Below are 20,047 nucleotides of genomic sequence, written 5' to 3'. Positions count from 1 at the left end.
CTATTGTTTTCTTATAAAGCTAAATATTCTCAGTGAATTAGCCGTCTGATTCAGAGCGTCACTGTCGCGATACACTGCTCCATCCAAAGCCAGGTTTTTTGGCCATTCAGAAAGCCACGGAAGAAGGGATTCAATTTCATCGGTGTAACGATTTCGGCCACGCCCCGGTTCGATCTCTACGCGTTCAATCGAATAACCCGGACCGATCAGATCTTCGATTGTCTCAGGCGTAACGCGTTGCACCGTTATGGGATCTACCAGATCTTTGAACGTCACGATTTTGGGATATTCCAGTTCGTTGAGTACAATCGTGTCGTCCGCCCGACCAAACATGGCAATCGAAACGCGACCGTCACTATCATTTTCGACGCGTCTGCCTCGTGTACGCAGCGCGTAGAGCAACCCATGTCTTATTGACCCCGGTAGAAGTATCGCATGTTCGCCGTTCTCAAACTCAACCACATCCGCTTCACCTTCGACAGCACCAGATTTGGCGTAGATCGAACCGTCATTGGAAGGTCCAACCTCATGTCGAATCAGGTCAGTCGTCTGGGCTACCACTGGCCCCGAAGGCGTGCCGAATATCACCCGGGTCGTCAGGTCGTAGTACATGACGTGCCCCTCTATTGCCGGAGGGAATTCGGGAATGTCATCGGTGAACCAACCTGACATCTCCCAGAGCACGAAAACACCAGGAACTACCAAAACTGCTAAGAGGGCGACCAAAACGCGAACGCGATTATTCATGCGTCAGCCTGCGCAACCGCCCCCAATTTCTCCAACGTCTCTTTGTCCAGCAAGCGCGTTATGATGGGGTGCATTCGCAGGTCTCCATCTTTTACAACCTGCTTAAAGTTCGCAATTACGCTAGCCGTTGTCTTACGATCAGGTGCAATGACGTCGAGCAACCAGTTTATCTCACCGCTGTCCCATTCGTCCGTGCCAAGGCGAACAGGAAACACACCAGCTTTGATCTGCTCACGGATTTTGGCATCAACCTCTTCGGAAACACTGGCCCAGATAGCCATGCCAGCGACATCCGTCAGGGGGTTTTCTTTTTGCTCTGTCGGATACGCGATCGAAACACGATCGCGTATTAATGGTTCCAGAACAAGATGCTGCAGATCAGCGATCGTCTGACTGCGATACCGAGGCAAGCCCATCATTGCCATCACAACTTTTCCAAAAGTCTCGCGAATCCGCATTCTCATTTCAGCTATCTGCTTCATTATTTCCGGATTGTCGCCGGCAAGGTTCGTTGCTTCTTCTGAAGCCTTGGATTCGCTTTTCTTAGCCAATTTTCCCTCGCAATCCTGCATTCTACAGTAGTTAATTGAATTTTCTTTCAACCAACGCGGTACTTTTGTCATCGACTCTTTATGTCGAAATCAAGGCTTCTGATTAAAGAACAGGGCCAAGGTATGGATAACCTGACCAGACGTAACCGTCAGCTGAACTTAAGGGCTAAGTTTTGCTATCAAGATTTGCATTATGATCGCGTTTAATTCCGAGGGTTGTGTCGCAAACTTTTAGAACGACCGGAGCTAGCGCTATGCTAGATGCAGCTATCCTGCGATCTCAGCAAACATCCGAAAGCCGGAAGTCGTATCGCTAGAGAATTGCTTCTTGCGGATCATGTTAGCTACCTCAATGCCATCCAATGTTGCGGAAGCTGATCCGAAAGATTTGAACCCGCACATGTGCCGTACGCGCCGTTTGATGAATCTGTGATCCTGTTCAATCATGTTGTTCAAATATTTGGACTTGATCGTCTGTACTTTGGCTGGACAGCCGAACCGCTTCAGGGTTCTGTTCACTTCTCGAATGCCAGCTGCATTGGCGCCACTCTTGTCTATAACGATTTTGATTGGGATCCCGTTTGAGGAGAGTGCTTTGGCAAAGAACCTGGTGGCTGCTGGACGATTACGTCGCTCAGACAGCATGAAATCAAGGGTGTTTCCCTCTTTGTCGACCGCTCGATAAAGATACGTCCACTTACCGCGCACACGGATATAGGTTTCGTCCATGCGCCATGATCTGTGAGTTGGACGCTTCTTCGATTGCGCACGAGCAGCGACGATCGGTGAATATTTCACAACCCATCTATTCAATGTGGCATGGTCAACTCGCACACCGCGTTCGGCCATGATCTCTTCCAAGTCACGATAGGAAACCGTGTACCGCAGGTAGAAGTATACAGCGTACAAAACCGCATCCTTGGGAAAATGACAGCCTGTCAAGGAAATCATGCTGAAACCTGTTGGAGAACAATACGCCGACAACAAACGTCGAAATCTACATGCTCGTCAATCCAGACCCAAAGTTTGCGACACATCCCAGTTCCCCTAAATTTTCAGTATTGCAATCCCCCCACCCGCCTTACGCGCAAAAACCGACCATTTTGATCGTTACATTTGCTATTTCTTCAAATCACAATTACTTCCGATAAGTATCGCTTATCATGTTTGATTGATTTTGCTGTGAAAACCGCCCAAACTGCAGGCCATGACAGCTCCTGCCCCCTATCTCCCCGCCCCCTCTCCGGCCCTGTCTCAGACAGATCAGGACGCGCTCACCGATCTCTATGTCCGCGGCACGCCGGCCAATACGCTGCGGGCTTATGAGCGTGACCTGATTTATGTGACCGCGTGGAAACACGCGCGCTTTGGCGCGGCGCTGACCTGGCCCGAAAGCGAGGCCATTGCGCTCGCCTTCCTCCTCGATCACGCCCGCGATCTCAGCAATGTGCCTGAAGAGAACATTGCACGTCAGACGGCAGAGGCGCTGATCGCCCAGGGGCTGCGCAAATCCCTCGCCTGCCCGGCCCCCTCCACCCTGGACCGGCGCATCGCCTCCTGGCTGGCGTTTCATCGAATGAAAAATCTCGCCAGCCCGTTTGATGCCAGCCAAGTGAAACAGGCCCGATCCAAGGCGCGCCGCGCTGCGTCCCGGCCCCCGGCCCCGAAGTCGCAGCACCCGATCACCCGCGATGTGCTCGAGCAGCTGCTGGCCACCTGCCGCGGATCGCGCCGGGATTGCCGAGACCGGGCGCTGCTGATGCTGGGTTGGGCCAGCGGTGGACGCAGGCGGTCGGAGATCACCGGGCTGAGGCGCGAAGATGTCAGCCTGAAAGAGTTCGACAAAAGCGGCGTGCTCTGGCTCTCGCTGCTGCAGACCAAGACCACCCAAAAGGGCGAAACACCCCGGCTGGTGCTGAAGTCCCGCGCCGCCCAGGCGTTGGTGCATTGGATCGAGGTTGGAGAAATCCACGATGGCCCGCTGTTCCGACCCGTTTCCAAGGCTGACAACGTGCTCAAACGCCGCCTGTCTCCGGATGCGATCTACCAGATCGTCAAACACCGGCTGAACCTGGCGGGACTGCCGGCGGATTTTGCCTCGCCCCACGGGTTGCGTTCGGGCTTCCTGACCCAGGCGGCCCTGGACGGCGCCCCGATCCAGGCCGCCATGCGCCTGTCGCTGCATCGCTCCCTCGCCCAGGCGCAGAAATACTACGATGATGTCGATATCGCCGAAAACCCGGCGACAGACTTGCTGGGGTGAGGAAATACCTAATCAGCTCAATTGGCCCCTGCCCTTCCCCATTACTTGTCTTGGTGCGAAAGCCGCTACTTTTTTGTGCCAACTGCTCGCTATGAAAGCTCAACTCGAGGCGGAGCATTCAGAAGAGTTTTGTGCGCGTGCCTACTTTTTGCACGGCAGAACTTCATCGGCTAAAAAAGCCCGAGAACCGCTTCAACAAGGTTTACAGCTGTAAACCACTTTGCGCTGATGCAAAGCGTATGTAGTTTGCAGCTTTGTAGAACCCACAATATAAGCGAAAATCCTTGACTTAGGGCAATGAATCACGGCTGTTTGTCTCAAGTGGCGCAAAAATGACCACATTCTTTAATTTGAGGCAACTACATGATTCCCGTGACACCACTTGCGGCAGAACGACCATCGGCTCTCGCAACGGAAATTTCTGAGAGATTAAACTCGGCTATTCGGGAACATCTTCTTGCGGCATTTGCCCCTGACAACACCAAATCACTACGCAACTTTGCAGCCCCAGAAGCGGCCGAACTATTAGGCGTCTCAGGCCAATTCATGCGTAAGGTCCACGCAGAAGGAACGATTCCTGAACCAAAAGACGTGCGCAGCGGCCGACGTTACTATACCGCCCATGAGCTTTGGGAGGCTCGCGAAACGCTTGAGAAAACCTCTCGCAAAAAGGGGCGCTATATCCCTCGCCGAACTGAAGGAGAGAAACTCCAAGTCTGGCAGTTGATGAACTTCAAAGGTGGCAGCAGCAAGAGCACCACAACAATTCACCTGGCTCACTATTTTGCGCTTCGCGGTTACCGTGTACTGGCCGTTGACCTGGATCCACAAGGCTCACTTACATCCATGTGCGGCATCAGCCCAGAAATAGAGTTTGACGGGCTGACGATTTACGATGCAATTCGATATGAAGATCCAGTAGATATGGCGGACGTCGTGCTTCCGACATACTTCCCCGGTCTGTCTGTGGCACCGTCACGCCTTGTTCTTTCCGAATTTGAGACAGAATCTGCCGTTCACTCCAACCCGGACCATCCGTTCTTTACGAGAATACGGAATGCCCTGGCCCAGGTAGAGGGCGATTTTGACCTTGTTCTGATTGATAGCCCACCTCAACTTGGATTCTTGACGATAGCCGGGATGGCCGCCGCCAGTTCATTGCTTGTGCCACTGACACCTTCGATGCTGGACGTGTCTTCGACGGCTCAATTTCTGGAACTCGCTGGTGCTTACATGGCAGTTATTGAAGATGCCGGCGCTACGCTTGAATACGACAACTTCAAATTCCTGATAACGCGTGACGAGCCAACAGACGTACCGTCTCAACAACTGGCTTCGTTCATGCGAGCACTGTTTCAGGATCGCGTTATGTCAGCTACGGCCCTCAAAAGCACCGCAATCAGCGACGCCACAATGCTCAAACAATCAATTTACGAGGTCGTGCGGTCGGAAATGACACGCGCAACTTATGATCGGGCAAAGAACTCAATGGATGCGATCGGCTCTGAGGTAGAGCAAATGATCCATCAAGCATGGGGACGCAGCTAATGGCTAGAAAATCGCTTCAGGAGATGTCGGGGATCGCAAACACCATCGCGCGCTCTAGCCCGAAGGCCATCGATAAAGCTCCAAAACCCAATGCCCCTGCACTTGGTGCGCTTCAGGGGTCTCTTGCCGCAATCAGGGAAATTGACCCTGCTCTGATCGACGATTGGGGCCCAGCCGATAGGCTTGGTGAGTTTACAGCTGTAAACACTGACGAAGAAGACGATAGCTTTGAAAGCTTGATGTCGAGTATCCAAGACGGTGGCCAACAAGTCCCCATTCTTGTCAGAAAATCGAAATCCGACGGTCGATACGAGGCAATTTATGGAAGGAGGAGGCTCAAAGCTTGTCGTGAACTCGGTATTAAAGTCCGCGCTAATGTTCAGGATATCGACGATGCTTCAGCTCTTCTCGCCAAGGGACTTGAAAATGCCGCGAGGCGCAATCTTTCCTTCTACGAGAAAGCACGTTTCGCCGAGGCGATCCTGACTTCCGGGCATGAAACTGCAACGGTGCGGCAAGTATTGAACCTTTCGAAATCGGGGCTGTCCCACCTGACAAAAGTTACGCAACATGTTCCTGCAAGGATTGGTGACATGATCGGTGCAGCCCCAAAATCTGGCCGCCCAAAATGGACTGGGCTTGCAGAACACTTCGTTACAGGCAAGCTGGCGGAAGATGAAGCAGCAAACCTGCTTGCAACCATTGAGCCATCAATGTCGTCAGATGATCGACTGGAAATGCTCCTTAAAGCAGCTGCCAAGCGTGGTGCGCGACAAAAAGAAGGTGCAGCCGAAATCAGCCCAATCGAAGGCGTTACAATCAAGTCCACCAACGGATCACTAACTGTTTCGGTCAAAAGGACCGGAGCTAACGCTGGCTTCGCTAACTGGTTGGATAAAAACATGGCTGAAATCATCAAGCGCTCACACGCTGAGTTTACAGCTGTAAACGCCGAGAAAAAGAACTGAGGACGAGCAGAAAGGAGGAAGGCAAACAAACAAAACCCCCGAAACCGGAGCTTCGAGGGCTGCTGCGCAAAGCGCAATTCTTAGATTAGACACCTAGAATCTAGCAGCACCCGAATCGCCATACAAGAAAAAACGCTCTTGAGCGGACGGGTAATTTTTGTCTGCCGATAAATAATCATGAAAACACTAACAGCATTGGCTCCAAATGGAGCAACCTTGTCGGGAACGGCAGGGCAGGGGAGTAGTACGCCCAAAAAATGGATACTTCTTCGCGCCGTTGAAGAGGCCAGAGTACCTCTTGGGTTAAAATCCACAACTCTCAATGTCCTGAGAGCGATGATTTCCTTTTTGGGCGGTGATCAGATTGCTGCGGACCAAGATGATCATCACATCTGCTTCGCTTCCAACGCGGCGATCGCCAAACGAACTCATGTCAGCGTGCAGACAGTTGAGCGTCATATCTCAACGCTGGTTGAGCTTGGATTTATCCGCCGCGTAATGAGCGCAAACGGCAAGCGATGGGCGCGCCGGGATCGACAGGGCAGGGTGGTCACCGCAACTGGGCTCTCCTTGATGCCCTTGTCTGAACGGCACCCTGAGTTCATCCAGGAAGCCCAGAGGCATGCTGATCGAGTTCTGGAGTTCACTGTACTCCGTGACAAGGTTTCCGCCGCTCTGGCGCGCCTTAGGGAACTCGTAGCAAATGACACCGCGATCTCTGATTTGATGACCACCGTACGCAATGCTCTGCGTCGCAAACCAGATGCGAATGTACTCAGCGAGCTGCTGGCAGAAATCTCTGTGGAAATCTCCGAGATAACACAGACAGATACAGATAATTTAAGGGCCAGTGACAGTGAAATTGAGGGGCACAAAGAGGACTCTTTGAATCCGAACGTTAAGAAAGAAAAATTCTCTCAGATTCAAGTTTCCCCAGATCAAATGGAGCGTAGCTTTCCACTGTTGTGCTCAGAACTACGCTTTGCAAAAGATCAGGTCCATTGCGAGCGGCTCATGGATAATATCGCAGAGTATCTACGTCTTGGCCAAACCTGGTATGCAATGAAAGCAACGTTTGGCCCGGCTATTCGTTTCATCGTTCTCGGATACATCTTTCAACGTGCTGACAACATACAGTCTCCAGGGGCTTACCTGATTTCATTACTGGCCAAGATTGAAAAGGGAGAACTATCTCCAAGCGCAATGCTGACGCGGACCTCCATTGCTTCGTAGGGTTTATGAAACAGGAAGAGATTTTCTGTCGTCAGCTTATCCTTCAAACCAATGTTTGGATTGAACCGTTCGGGAAGAAGTGAGCAATAGGATTGACCCCTATGGATCAAAAAGTAATAAATAATGAGCTATAGACAGGAATCTTATACCTCACGATGTGGAACTGGCAGAACCCTAACTGGCCGACGTTTTATTACGATGTCGCAAGACTCGATCCATACGAGCAACAGTTCCTGTTGTCCTCAGGGGAAGTTCTTGGAGCAGTACATCATGTGAACGCATCGGATCGAGATCAATTGCGTATCGACCTGCTAAGCGAAGAAGCGATGAAGACCAGCGCGATCGAAGGTGAAATGCTGGATCGTCTCAGCGTGCAATCTTCCTTGCGTCGACATCTTGGATTGGCTCCCGACAACTATCCGTCCAAACCGCGCGAGCAGGGTGTTTCTGAAATGATGGTGGATGTTTGTTCCAACTATTCGGAACCACTGTCGCACGACACCCTGTTTCGGTGGCATGACATGCTTCTGTCCCATGACAGGCACCTGGAAACGATTGGATCATACCGGAGCCATGAGGATGCTATGCAAATCGTCTCAGGCCGCCTCGACCGCCCAACGGTGCATTTCGAAGCTCCACCTTCACATCAGGTTCCGGCTGAAATGGACCAGTTCGTCACCTGGTTCAATCGGACCGCACCAAATGGTCCCAAACCTTTGCGCGCCCTGATCCGGGCCGGGTTAAGCCATCTGTATTTCGAGAGCATTCACCCTTTTGAAGACGGCAATGGCAGGTTGGGCAGGGCGCTGGCTGAAAAGTCCCTGGCGCAAAACATTGGTCAGCCAAGCCTGATTGCTCTTGCTTTCACGATCGAGCGAGAGCGGAAGGCATATTATGATCAGCTTGAACGCCATCAAAAGACGCTGGACGTCACGCCATGGCTCGTTTGGTTTGCCGAGACAGTCCTTACAGCACAGCAGGTGACGCTTGAGCGGGTCGGTTTCTTTATAGCTAAGACGCATTTCTATGACCGGCATCGTGATCAGTTCAATGCCCGCCAAAGCAAAGTAATCGCCCGTTTGTTCAAGGCAGGGCCGGATGGGTTCAAAGGAGGGTTGAGCGCTGAGAACTATATCTCGATCACGGGAACGTCGCGCGCCACTGCGACGCGAGATCTACAGGATCTGGTAGAGAAGGGAGCTCTGAACCGAACGGGTGAGCTCCGGTATACACGCTATTGGCTAAAGTTGGACCGGGAGGGGTAGGGCGGGGAGCTGTCATTCGCTGCTCTTGCGTAAAAATTAAAATCCGATATCAAAAGCTGACATTCAGATCTTTGGAATTATGAGCAGTTTACCGTAACTCCTCAACACGGCTTCGAGCAGCACCTTCCTTTCAAGTTACCCTCTCAATCAAGCGACAGAATTGAAACCTCCCGGTCACGTGCCTGTTCTCATTGGTTATGGTTATTTCTCCGATCGGCAGGCCGCGCGCCGCGCACGGGCCGGGCGGGCACTGCTCTCGCGCTTGTCTTTGAACACACAGGTCAAAGCCTTTGTTGGCGAAGCCTGGTGCGAGGCGATGAGCGAAGGTGAAGCCGAAGGGTGGTTCAACAGATCATCGGAACGGTGGTTTGAATTTCTGCCGAAGCTGTACGAGCGCGTGCAGCAGAAACTCCAGGATGGGGTGCTTAAAGCCTTGAATGGGGAAGAGATAGATCCGGGACTGCTGTCTTTCGTGCCCGGTCGCACCGGCATCATGGAAAAGTACCGCGAGTGGGAAAAAAACAGAGATCCGATGATCTTTGTCAAGAAATCCATCTTTAACGGCCAGAACGGTAAGCGCATCGACCCAAGGGTCGGCGCAATTATCCAGACCGAACTCGCGCACTATCTTCATCCCAACGAGATTTACCCCTCTCAGGTATTGGATGCCGTAAACAGTGAGGTGCGCCGAAAGAACATTGCCCTTGGCATCGCTGGTGACGATCTACTTCCGGAGACCTCACTGAGCACGATTGAGCGCCGCATCAATGAACTGGATCAGTTTGAGGTGCTGGCCGCGCGTAAGGGCGTTGCATATGCCAAGAACAAGCTGGGTGCCCACGTTGGAGGCATCAAGCTTCACGCGCCACTGCTTCGTGTTGAAATGGATGAATGGGAAATCGATCTCATTGCAATCCTACAGGGTGCAGGGATCGATATCACGCATCCGAGCCTTCGTGATCTTGAACTTGGCCGCTACGGGGTAGCCAAAATCAGCGAAGCGGTCAGGCCAAGAAGTTTGTTAAACTTCCCCCAAACACTACTTTCGTCGTGTCAGGCGCAGGCATTTAGGTTTCGGACCTTGCCGACCGTCGGTTTCATGCTCTTGGTGGCGCAGTGTCACCTAGCACAAGCAACATGTGCATTGCTGCAGCATAGTGAAATCGCCGGAGCGATCTTTGAGAGCTCTGCTAAGCGCGGATATCAAAAACTCGGCGACCAAAGCGCTGGCACGGCGGCTAAGCCACGCGGTTAGCAGGAAGAATGCTTCCAATATCCCGACGTTCAAAGAAGATGTTTCCCTTCCGCCAAACGGACAAATGGTATCGTACGTGGATCGGTTTTCTCGAGCGACTGGTGGAGGTCAAACCCTTTTTCCTAGAAACCTTATGGCGTCGAAATCGTGGTCTGAGCGTTGTGGGTATCAACCGACTGAGCACAAGTTGTTTTTCACAACATACTTGATATTCTCGTACTATTGATTGGGAGTATAGTATTATGTTTTATGACCGTTTGATTGCCTTACGTGCACGATTAGCAGTTATGTTTGTTGCGATGTCGTTCGCTATGCCTGTGCATGGCGAGACAAAGCTCCTAACTTTTGAAGATGTGAAACGGATTTCGCCGGGCGCAAAGGATGAATTCGTACATGCGTTGATTGCTGCAGAGAGCGATTTCGAAGCGGCTGGCATCAATACCCGGCTCAAGATGGCGCATTTCATAGCACAAGTCATGACCGAAACGGGCGGGCTAGATCGCATCGACGAAAACATGAACTATTCCTATGCTGCCCTGATGCGGGTTTTTTCGCGCAAACGGGTTCCTGAGGCAAAGGCGCGCGAGATTGCGGGTAAGCCGATCGCCGTCGCCAACTGGGTCTACGGTGAGGTGAACGGTAATCTCGGTCGCCACACAATGGATGGCTGGAACTATCGTGGTTCCGGATACATTCAACTTACAGGCCGAGGTAACTTTCGTGCACGCGGCCTGGAAATAAACAAGAAACTTCGTGAGCGCGGCCAGCAAGAAATCCCGGATATTGAGGACAATCCGCAAACAGTGCGCGAAGTCCCGGTAGGGTTGATCGCAGCAATTGAATATTGGAGAGCGCGTCGCATAAACGCTGCCGCTGAAGACCATGATCGGTATCGTGTTCGTGTTTTGGTAAACGGACCTGCTGCACATGGTTATGCACAATCCAAAGAGTGGTTCAACCGTGCCTGGAGGCGAGTGTTTCGCGACAAAGAAGACCTGGGGTTTGAAGATGACACCGGAGTGTCTGCGGTGTTGGCCAACGATGAGGTTGGTCTATTTGACGAGATGCTCGAAGCGGCTGGGCATCTATCCACCTTGCAGTTCGAGACCGATGAGGAAGAGCAAATTGCCCGAGAGGAGGCCATAAGGGAGTTCCAAGAGACATGGGGTCTCGAGGCGACCGGCGAGTTGGATGATGCAACTAAGGATGCTCTGCTTGACCCGCGGATTTGGAGAAACGGAGAGGTATCTTTTTCGGACCCCGGTTTTAATGCTCCGTTTGATCCCAACCAAACGGTAATCATTGAGTATGGCGCCCAGCCTGACCCCGACATCGACTCTTTACCTTCCTTCGAGGGCAGCGGTGTGCAGGTGGATGATGTCCGCCTTTTGCAGGAGGAACAGGACGCCCTGGAGACTGCGTTGGGCATGTACCCGATCTATGAGACAGGGGGCACTGACATCATTCCGCCGTCCGATTTTGTTCCCTTTGGTGTGATTGGCCAAGACGATAGACGTGCCGTTACCGATACGACAGTGGATCCGGCCCGGGCAATCGTAAAAATCCTCCTACGAAAACCAGGGGCAGCGGAAGATAGCGGCTGCACGGGTGCTATGATTGGGGAGAGCTACGTGCTCACCGCTGCGCATTGCATCCATTCGGGCTCTAGTTTCGGTGTCGCGATGCAGAACCTGCGCGTGATTCCTGCTATGAACCGTGGACGTGCACCTTTCGGCAGGTGCGGGGTGAACCAGGCCTTTGTATTGAGTGGTTGGACGAACACACCGTCCTTAGCCGAGGCACGTTATTACGATATGGGTGTTCTCAATCTCGACTGCAATGTAGGGAAACAGACCGGCTGGTTCGGAGTGCGTCCGCTCGGCGATGACGAAGTCGGGAGCGCCACGCGCGTTCAAGGATATCCCAGCGACTTGAGACCAAAAGGGCGCCAATGGGTAAGCGATGGTACGCTGGGGATACTTTGGGACGCTAAAGGTTTCTACGACAACGATACTTATGGAGGTACATCTGGGGCACCGGTAACCAATGCAAAGGATTTGAACATTTTGTTTGGCGTTCACACGAACGGGCTGCACGATGTGCCGCCTTGGTCAACTCACAATGCATTCACTCGCATCACTCCCGCTCGGTTGGCCCTTATTCGACGTTGGATAGGCCAATGAGACTAGTCGGCAGCTTGATTCTGATTGTGGCGTCGGCACTCGGTGCCGCCGCAACCGCACAAGACATGGAGGCGCTCCGGACGACGACAGTGGCTATATTCTGCACCAAGTCCGATGGCTCATCCGTGCAGGGCAGTGGGGTTCTGGTAAGCGATGATGGGCATGTATTGACGGCTGCTCATGTGGTAGCTGGCACGACGGGAACGGCGCGTGAGGTTCCCGATATCCCGAATGACGTGACTTGCAAGGGTTCGATTGGTGTTGTTGACCCAAATAATGCGCAGCCGATGATCGTTCAGCCCCACCGCTTCACTGTGGATGCCGTATTGTTGAAGTTCGTTGTGCCACCAGTCAGCGGCTTTCAAAAGGCCTGTGCCGACAACGACACAGTCATCGGTCGCGACATTTTTGCTGCGGCATTCCGGGGAACATCGAATACAAGTCAAGTTAGCTTTATCGGAGGAGCGATATCCACCAATCAACCGGACCGCTATGGCGTCATCGAAACCACGGCACCAACTTTGCGCGGCATGAGTGGCGGCCCTGTATTTTCCCGCAATGGTGCCGGCTTGGTGGGGATCGTCGGAGGGGCGGAGTTTCAAGAGGCGGACGGCTCAGCCAGCTATTATGGTGTGGTTTCTATCGATCTCGTCGCAACTGCGACCTTTAGTCTTGAGGACTCGGATCGGCCCTGTTTCCCAACCCGGACCGAACTTGTATCTTGGCAGACTGGAAAAGAACCAGTCAAGTTGGACATGCGTGTCGACGAAGGCTATTGTTCGGTCCAGTCGGTATTTGGCCAGTTCAACGAAGTGGAGGACAGGGTCGAAATTATCGAGGCTGGGGACCACTACTATTTGCAAGGAAGTGCCGGTGACTTGGGCGGCACACACGGTGCGAGCGCAATATGCTTTCCTTTCAATTGACAGCTAGGCGTACTTGGCTAACGGTTGCGTTTGGGTTTGCAGCCAGTTCCGTTTATTCGCAAGCCATCGACATAGATGGTGTGTTGGCTCTCGCTATCCCAGCCTATCATCACGTCGATGTCGAAGGTAGTCTAAGGCTCGAAGGTGGTTTGCTTTATGCGGCAAAAAGGTCCGGAAAAGCCTTTGCCGTTGGACCAAACATGCTGTTGACGGCACGGCACGTAGTCGGAGATGTCACTGAATGGAAGTTTGTGGAGGAAGAGGGGCTTCCTGTGCAGGTTCTGCGTGCTGCCAATCCTGTGCAGCGCAAGGTTTCTTTGGTGGGGCGCGGGGGTGTTCCGCTTGTGAAAAATATATACGTGCAGACGGCACCGGCGGGAACTTTTGATGCGGCGGCGATTTCATGGAGCGGTGCACACTTCGAGAGCTGGCTGGATTTAAGTGTTTGCGATATCCAGACGAACCAGGAATACTATGCGGTCATGAGTGTTAGCGACACTCCGTCTGACCAACTGTCCTTAGGCAGTACTGATGTCTTTCGTTTGAAGAGCGTACCGCATGAACCGGCTCGCTATGGAGCTTTACACGTTCTGCGCCCCTCCGATGCCGAGGATACCCCCGGTGTTTTTAGGATGACAGAATGGGGCCACAACGGATCACCAGTGCTGGATTCAAATGGCGCGGTTGTGGCCTTGGTGTCTGCGACTCTGACGGATGATATTGGACCAGTCGTCCTTGCCACACCAATCCAACCGCTACTGCCAGGAACGGCAAAGTTGTTGATGCAGTCACCTGTCGGTGCCGCGGTACCCAAGCGCGCGGTCAGTTGTTCGATGGGAGAGACGGTTAGCGCACATAACTCAGTAATTTCGAATCATGTCGATTGGGATTTGTCATTAGAATACAGATTTAGCGACGATCAGAGCTTTAGGCCATCAGGCGCGCTTTTGTTGTCCTTTGGCAGCCTCAGCCGAGAGCTCAGTATTGAGAGCGTGGATGTTCGCGTTGAGTTTCGCGGCAAGGTGTCTGGTGACGCTCAAGACGTCGTGCGGCTCAGTTACTTTGAGGATAACGCTCCTGACGCACAAAAGGACTGGCGCGGGATTACTTCTAATGCCTTTCGTGACCGTGAGTTTCGCGTAGACGGTTTCCTGGCTTTCTTGCTGGAGCATGTAATACACCTTCAACAGAGCGAGTTGGGAGGCTGGGTTCAGGATGCGCTCGTGACAATCAACTACCGCGTCGCTGCGTCAGCGGGTGGGGAACCGAAGACGCGGCAGGTTAGTAGATCCATACAGATGTCTGAGATGTTTGATGCACTGAATAAATTCAAGGAGACGGGTGGTTGAGGGGCTGGTCTAGAGGAAAGATCGCCCGCACTGTATGGTTTTTCGTGCGAGGTGTTTTTGCACTAGTCGGCATCGCTGTGCTTCCGGCGGCTGCGGACACATTCGGCGGGTCATCGATCCCCCGCAATGCCGAGATAGAATTGCCGTTTGAGGCGCATGGGCTCGAGGCCGGGCCTAACGGAACCATTCTTGTTTTGTCGGACGAAACGCGGGATATTGCCGTTGTCGGTGCGGATGGAGCTTTGGTCTTTCAGTCTACGCTAGCTGGGGACCCAGTCTGGATTACAAGGCAACCGCCAAGCACGGCGCGCGGAGATATTGTGATCTTGACCAAGGAAGCAACTCGCAGGATTGCGGCGTTGCATTTGGAATTGGGGCCAAATGGGACGTTAGACCAGCGCGTTTATCCTTTGTTCGCGGACGACGAAAATCAGGTGCCACCATCCGAGCTGCGTGCGATCATCCTTCCGAATGCTTTGCCCCTTGCAGGTGGGGGTAGGTTCGGCGGGCCGCCTCCAATGCTGTTTTGGGGGCCTGGCGTTGGCACCAGTATGTTAACCGATCTGCAAAATAGATTCGCGTTTGGCAGGCTATTTGGAATGGGACCTGATCTCTTGTTTGATTTGGGCGTGACAGACGAGTTTGAGCGTCCTCAGCTGTTGATGATGGATGCCGCGTCTCAGGGTCTGTCGGTGCTCAATCCGTTCGATCTCTCGATACAGGATCGGGTGCGATTTGCCGGGTTCGAAGCAAATTCCGCAAAGGATTTCGACTATGTGACCGTACCCGTCGAGCCGTCGGTGAACAATCTGACAGGAGTTGGATATCGCACTGTCCTCGCGGACCGGGTAGCAAACCAATTGTCGGTGCTTGGGTTGGAGCGAGATGATTTTGGGGTTCGGGTCGGTGCTCCGTCGACACTCCCGTTGGATGACATCGCGCGGGCAGGAAGGTTGTTTGTGGCGGCGACGCCGAACCTTTCGACTATCTTTGTCGGCAGCTCAGGTAGCCGTGATGTTATGGCAGTGAAATGGCTCCGTGGCGTATTTGATACATCGGCAGACCGGACGCAGCGGCTTGAATTCGAGACGCCGTTTCGGGATTTGGTTACGCTAAATCAAGGCGCAAGTGTGTCGGAGACATTTTTTGCAGGTTTGAGCTCGGATGGCCGCTTTGTGCGGTTCTGGACCACAGCCGAGCTCTTGGATGCCGGAGGTCGCGTGGCAGAAACGTCGCAACCGGATCCGCGCCAGGAGTATGGTGATTGTGTAGACCAGTCCCTGACTCTGAACCCTGGTGAGATCGCTAGCGCGCAGCGCGCGCTGACACTGCTGGGTTTTTCAGTTGGCGGCATTGATGGCGTTGTCGGCGAAAACACCAGGGCGGCTTTAACGGAGTTCCAGAAAGTTCGGGGTATTCCAATTACCGGAGAGGTGGATTGCAAAACCCGTTCTGCATTGTCCGATGCGGACCCATCAAGTGTGGGGGTCGAATTCGATGCCGGGGTCGTCGCGGCGTTTGAAACATACATGAAAGAAGCCGCGGGACTGTCGTCGGCGCGACGCTTATTGACGATGGGTGTCAGCCATCAGAACCCAAGTCATCGGTGCTTTGGATTAAATTCTATGCCGCCAGAGGCTCTATGGCCAAACGCTGTCAGGTTCGCGCATATTCTGAGAAAACTTGAGGAGCGCTATGAGTTGGATATCCAGATTGTGTCCGGCTATCGGTCGCCATCCTACAACACGTGCGTACGTGCCTCCCCGGAAAGCCCCAACCTACAGTTCTTGGAGTTTGACATTCGGCTCGAGAACGCAGAGACGTACTTGAAAAGCGCACTCAGAATCCGTGAAGCGCTGGAAGACTTGGAAGCGCGCAACGAAGCTTCGTTCATCACTAGCAGTTTGCTGCAGGGCTACTCGGTAGAAGTCAAACCGGAGTTAGGCGCATTTCATGCTCAGATCACGTCGTATCCAGATACCGAGCGTGGCTGCCGGTTTGCACGGGATGATTTAAATGAAATGGCGGAAGTTCTTAAAGATGGCCCGCTGTCAGGTCGCTTGCTATCGGTCTTGCGCAGCGGCGCGGCTGAGCGCGAAGAAGGCGGGGCATATGTTGTCACCATAGATCTACATGGCGATCGCAGCGCTGCGGTCGAAGCGAGCCAGATCGTCCAGGCTTTGTCAGCCAAAACTGTTGATCGGAGCACGGGTGGGGATGCTTATGTCGTGCTGGGCGATAGGCTACGGGTCACTCCGTCATGTAATGCTGTGCGGGTTATTCCATAGCCTTTCGGTCATCACGTGTCTGGACGTGAGAGGCACATCATAACATCGTTCGACCGGACAGCGGGACTAAACTTCCAAACAGACGCTGGGCACCTACAGTAGTCCCAACAGAAGTATTCGCAATCAACCCGAATCGAAACAGGTTTCAATTCCTGCCTCAACTTCCTCAATTGATGCTACTGAAGCGGTGGATTCGAAGCCGAAGTTACTTTCGGTACCCGCAGGTATCTTTATGTTCTGCGCTTGGTTCAGAATTGCTAGATAATTCGGAATGTCGCGCTGCATGGCTGTACGGATTAGGATGCTATTCTTGAGTAGCGCTTGGTGCACTGCTACGAAGCGACCATCGGTAGAGCTAACCGTTGAGATTTGCAAAGCGACCCCAGAAAGACAACTGGCTCGTCGTGCGCCCTCCAGCAGCGCGGTTGTAGTCGCACGAGGGTCAAAGTAGTTTACCGAAGCGTTCAACGCGAACCCTCCCAACGCGATCTCGGCGAGGCGGGAGGCCGAGAAGCCGTCGATCACCCCATAAGCCGCGTAGGTTGCGATACCAATTAGTGCAACAGATGTCACGTCTTGTGTGGTCGATACCCGGTCTGCCAGAGACACGTATTCCCCAGAGACTTCTTGTGCAACCTTGTGAAGTCCCGATCCCGTTCCGGCAACATGAGAAGCCGACCCATCCGTGTAAGTAAGTGTAAAAACTGGCTTGTCGGCCGATGACACGTTCGCAGCGCAACCACTTAATCCGAAAGTCATGATGATTATTCTAGTAACAAGGCCCGCAGCACGGCACATAAGAACACTCCACAAATGGAATAGATGTAAACTGAAGTAATTCGATTCTGGTAGCTAGAATTCTTAGCGGTATTTGTTGAATTTGCAGCAATTTTTTGAACAGTAGCTAGGTCCTTTGTGGGCTCACTTGAAACACTGACCGCAGAGTCGATGCATGTCTCCTGTGTGTGTTGGGTCAGAAATGCTTGACGTTTGGGTCAGATTTGAATGATGCGATTTACTCATTTGTTGAGGTTTTGGCTGCCGATTGAGTCAAAGGTTCGTGACGTTCCACAGTACTTGTTGAACGTCACACGAACCTGACCCAACCGTCACAGTTGGACCAGAAACAAGGTGAACGTTCGACGTCAGATGGCACCCCAAGTCAAACCTTCTTTCCACTACAAAAACAGATGCCAGGCTGAGATCAGTTGCTGTCAAACATCAGATTACTTTGACCTGCGCGTTACGACTGACCCAAATTCGTGGAAAAGTGCCCATGGGTGTAGGCTTTCAGCCCTGGCTCGGAGCCGTACTTGGCGTTGATGAGATTCATGGCCTCGCCGTGACGTGTCGTCGGGAAGAATTGCCCGTCACTGGATGCGGTGATGCCGCTGCCCCAGTACTGCGCCATCGGCAATTCTGCCTGCGCGGCGATCACCCCGGCGAGCGCTCGGTTGATGGCGTCGCTTTCGATATGCCAACGCGACAGGCGAGAAAGCTGGAAATAGTCGTGCGAGCTTGTCGCCTCGGCCATCTTGCTAAGGCCAAGGTTCATCCCCTCGGCCAACAGCACGTTCAGCAGCCCGATGCGATCCCTGCAGGGGACGCCCGTGCGCAGGTGGGTGAAGGCTTCGGTAAATCCGATATCGTCATCCACTTCCTGCAGCAGATCGGTGATCCGAACCGCTGGTAGGCGGTCATAGAGATCAAGCACCAAGGCGTCGGCCTCAACTGGCACGGCACCGGTCAGGCGATCCACCTTGAGAACGCCATTTTCTATGGACCCGCCTGGGATCGCACCAGTTCTCGCGGCTTTAGCCAACCTCTCAATCCCTTCGTGCAGCCGTGCCTTTCGGTCGGCCAGCCAGACTTCCGGCTCGAATGGCATGGTCAGGCGAGGTGTTGTTTTGGCAGACTCCATCGGCACAAGTGCCTGTTTCAGGTCGGCATAACGCCGGGAATGCGGGAGCCAAATATCGCCGGATCGGAAGGCGTCGCGGATTTGGAACAGCACAGCGACCTCCCAAAGCCGGTTGTCGCCGGGCTCCTGGGCATTGAGATGGCGATGCCATTTCGAATTTCGGCGCAGAAAAGCAGTCTGACGGGGCGCATCGGCCTGATCTTCAACGATGATCTTGGCGGCTTTCATCAACGGTGCGGCCACGGGGGCATTCCGGATATCAAGCGCACGCAGCATGCGTGGCGCGTACCGCCGGAACCGGTGATATCCATGAATGACATGCGCCAGGGCATCGGCGGCCATTGTATCGGTCAACTCGGCGGCTCTTGACACCATGCTTTCGAGACGTGCCCAACCGCAGGCTGTCTCAGTTGCATCATCGAGAGATGCGCCATCTCCCTTGGCTTCCAGCAGGGCCGCGCCGAGGTCTTTGAAGGACCGTAACGTTTCCTGCAGGGATGATCTGGCATCCGCGATCCGCGCATCGCACAGTTTCTTGGCATCCCGCCAGGTTTTGCCGACGATCCGGTCATGGGTCTCGATCACAGTATCAGCAACGGCTGCGGTCCATTCGATGGCGCAGACGGCCAGGATCGCCATACGCCGATCACTGGTGATGTCGCGCAGACCATCTGCGAAGTACCTTTCGCCCTGTCGGCGCAGGCGCGTGATCCGGTGTGGTGGAATGTCGTCCAGGATATCAGGCGACAGTCCCAATCCCTGAAGGATTTCCAGCCGATCTAACAGCCGGGATGCTCCCGCTGAGTTGCTGCCCACCTCGAACTGACGCAACCATACGAACCGGCTGAACTTTCCATCGACAATCTCGGTCAGCAGTGCGTCCAGCCGTTCCTTCGTTTCGTCGTCAAGTCTGTCGGCAATCCGGCTTTCTATTCTGCGCTCCGCCGCGACAAGCGCGTCGGCGCACAAACGCTCGATGACGGTGACGCCGGGCAAGATCGTCTGCGTCTGGCGGCATTCTTCGACAAACCTGCGCGCCAGGTCGTCGTTGGACCGGGTTGTTTCGGCCTCTTGTTCAAGCCAAGCCTTGAGACACCGCGCACCCTGGCCCGAGAACATCTTGAAACCGTAAATCTGGCGAATGGCGTGCAAATGCTGCTGACGGGTTTGGCGGCGCGCGGCATAGGGCAAGATATCATCACCGGTCAGGCCAAGCTGAGCCGCGATGAAACGCAGCACCTTCTCCGGGATGAGTTCGTCAGATGAAAGAAGGCGTCCAGGATATCGCAACGCACAGAGCTGCAAGGCAAAGCCGATCCGGTTTTCTGATCGCCTTCGGTCATTGACATGCTCAAGATCGTCATCAGCGAGGGTGTAGTGGCGCAGCATTGACGCGTCGTCGGTCGGCAGGTCGAAGAGTGCCGAACGCTGGCGCTCAGTAAGTACGGATCGTCTTGGCATGGGAGTGTCCTCAAAATGGTGTTGATCATTCTGAGACAGCGCATAATATAAAGACGAATAATGAGACAGTTTTGGTTGGAAAAACCCGG

The 20,047-nt window shown here is 53.5% G+C and carries 14 protein-coding genes and 1 pseudogene; 10 read left to right on the top strand and 5 right to left on the bottom strand.

The window, feature by feature from the left end:
* The 3 genes from MHN28_RS19945 to MHN28_RS19935 all read right to left on the bottom strand — a co-directional run bounded on the left by MHN28_RS19945 (position 1) and on the right by MHN28_RS19935 (position 2,249).
* Complete coding sequence (locus MHN28_RS19945) at positions 1-747, bottom strand: hypothetical protein (protein WP_239344330.1); 747 nt, start codon at positions 745-747, stop codon at positions 1-3.
* Entirely contained in the window at positions 744-1,370 is a 627-nt protein-coding gene (locus tag MHN28_RS19940) for a toxin-activating lysine-acyltransferase (protein ID WP_239344329.1), read from the bottom strand. Before MHN28_RS19940 ends, MHN28_RS19945 begins: the two co-directional genes overlap by 4 nt.
* A gap of 195 nt (positions 1,371-1,565) precedes the next feature.
* Positions 1,566-2,249 carry an IS6 family transposase gene (locus tag MHN28_RS19935; protein ID WP_239344328.1) on the bottom strand — a complete coding sequence of 228 codons (684 nt, stop codon included), beginning with the start codon at positions 2,247-2,249 and terminating at the stop codon, positions 1,566-1,568.
* A 256-nt stretch (positions 2,250-2,505) separates the two neighbouring features.
* Between MHN28_RS19935 and MHN28_RS19930 the strand changes: the two genes are divergently transcribed.
* The 10 genes from MHN28_RS19930 (at position 2,506) to MHN28_RS19885 (ending at position 16,576) form a co-directional block, all read left to right on the top strand.
* Positions 2,506-3,561, top strand: a complete 1,056-nt coding sequence (locus MHN28_RS19930; RefSeq protein ID WP_239344327.1) for a tyrosine-type recombinase/integrase — start codon at positions 2,506-2,508, stop codon at positions 3,559-3,561.
* Between the two features lie 363 nt (positions 3,562-3,924).
* The gene (repA, locus tag MHN28_RS19925) at positions 3,925-5,109 is read left to right on the top strand and encodes a plasmid partitioning protein RepA (RefSeq protein ID WP_239344326.1); all 1,185 of its coding nucleotides are present in this window, start codon (positions 3,925-3,927) and stop codon (positions 5,107-5,109) included.
* Positions 5,109-6,077, top strand: coding sequence for a plasmid partitioning protein RepB (gene repB / locus MHN28_RS19920; RefSeq protein WP_239344325.1), 969 nt, complete (start codon positions 5,109-5,111; stop codon positions 6,075-6,077). The genes repA and repB overlap by 1 nt, the downstream gene beginning before the upstream one ends.
* Positions 6,078-6,254: 177 nt before the next feature.
* Complete coding sequence (locus MHN28_RS19915) at positions 6,255-7,310, top strand: helix-turn-helix domain-containing protein (protein ID WP_239344324.1); 1,056 nt, start codon at positions 6,255-6,257, stop codon at positions 7,308-7,310.
* A 155-nt stretch (positions 7,311-7,465) separates the two neighbouring features.
* Complete coding sequence (locus tag MHN28_RS19910) at positions 7,466-8,575, top strand: Fic family protein (protein ID WP_239344323.1); 1,110 nt, start codon at positions 7,466-7,468, stop codon at positions 8,573-8,575.
* 160 nt (positions 8,576-8,735) lie between these two features.
* The gene (locus MHN28_RS19905; protein WP_239344322.1) at positions 8,736-9,830 is read left to right on the top strand and encodes a hypothetical protein; all 1,095 of its coding nucleotides are present in this window, start codon (positions 8,736-8,738) and stop codon (positions 9,828-9,830) included.
* A 242-nt stretch (positions 9,831-10,072) separates the two neighbouring features.
* Positions 10,073-12,013, top strand: coding sequence for a trypsin-like serine protease (locus tag MHN28_RS19900; protein WP_239344321.1), 1,941 nt, complete (start codon positions 10,073-10,075; stop codon positions 12,011-12,013).
* Positions 12,010-12,939 (top strand): serine protease, encoded by a 930-nt coding sequence (locus MHN28_RS19895; protein ID WP_239344320.1) that lies wholly within the window; start codon positions 12,010-12,012, stop codon positions 12,937-12,939. The genes MHN28_RS19900 and MHN28_RS19895 overlap by 4 nt, the downstream gene beginning before the upstream one ends.
* Entirely contained in the window at positions 12,921-14,288 is a 1,368-nt protein-coding gene (locus MHN28_RS19890) for a hypothetical protein (protein WP_239344319.1), read from the top strand. Before MHN28_RS19895 ends, MHN28_RS19890 begins: the two co-directional genes overlap by 19 nt.
* Positions 14,285-16,576 carry a peptidoglycan-binding domain-containing protein gene (locus tag MHN28_RS19885; RefSeq protein ID WP_239344318.1) on the top strand — a complete coding sequence of 764 codons (2,292 nt, stop codon included), beginning with the start codon at positions 14,285-14,287 and terminating at the stop codon, positions 16,574-16,576. Before MHN28_RS19890 ends, MHN28_RS19885 begins: the two co-directional genes overlap by 4 nt.
* A 123-nt stretch (positions 16,577-16,699) precedes the next feature.
* Here the strand turns inward: MHN28_RS19885 and MHN28_RS19880 are convergent, their stop codons facing one another.
* Both MHN28_RS19880 and MHN28_RS19875 read right to left on the bottom strand, forming a co-directional pair.
* Positions 16,700-17,335 carry a hypothetical protein gene (locus tag MHN28_RS19880; RefSeq protein WP_239344317.1) on the bottom strand — a complete coding sequence of 212 codons (636 nt, stop codon included), beginning with the start codon at positions 17,333-17,335 and terminating at the stop codon, positions 16,700-16,702.
* Between the two features lie 517 nt (positions 17,336-17,852).
* Positions 17,853-19,958: pseudogene (locus tag MHN28_RS19875) on the bottom strand (Tn3 family transposase); the annotation flags it as partial.
* Positions 19,959-20,047: the final 89 nt, after the last annotated feature.

The organism is Ruegeria sp. Ofav3-42, from assembly GCF_022347725.1.
Classification (GTDB): domain Bacteria; phylum Pseudomonadota; class Alphaproteobacteria; order Rhodobacterales; family Rhodobacteraceae; genus Ruegeria.
The sequence above is the reverse complement of the archived record's forward strand: the minus strand, read 5'-3'. Positions and strand labels throughout refer to the sequence as shown.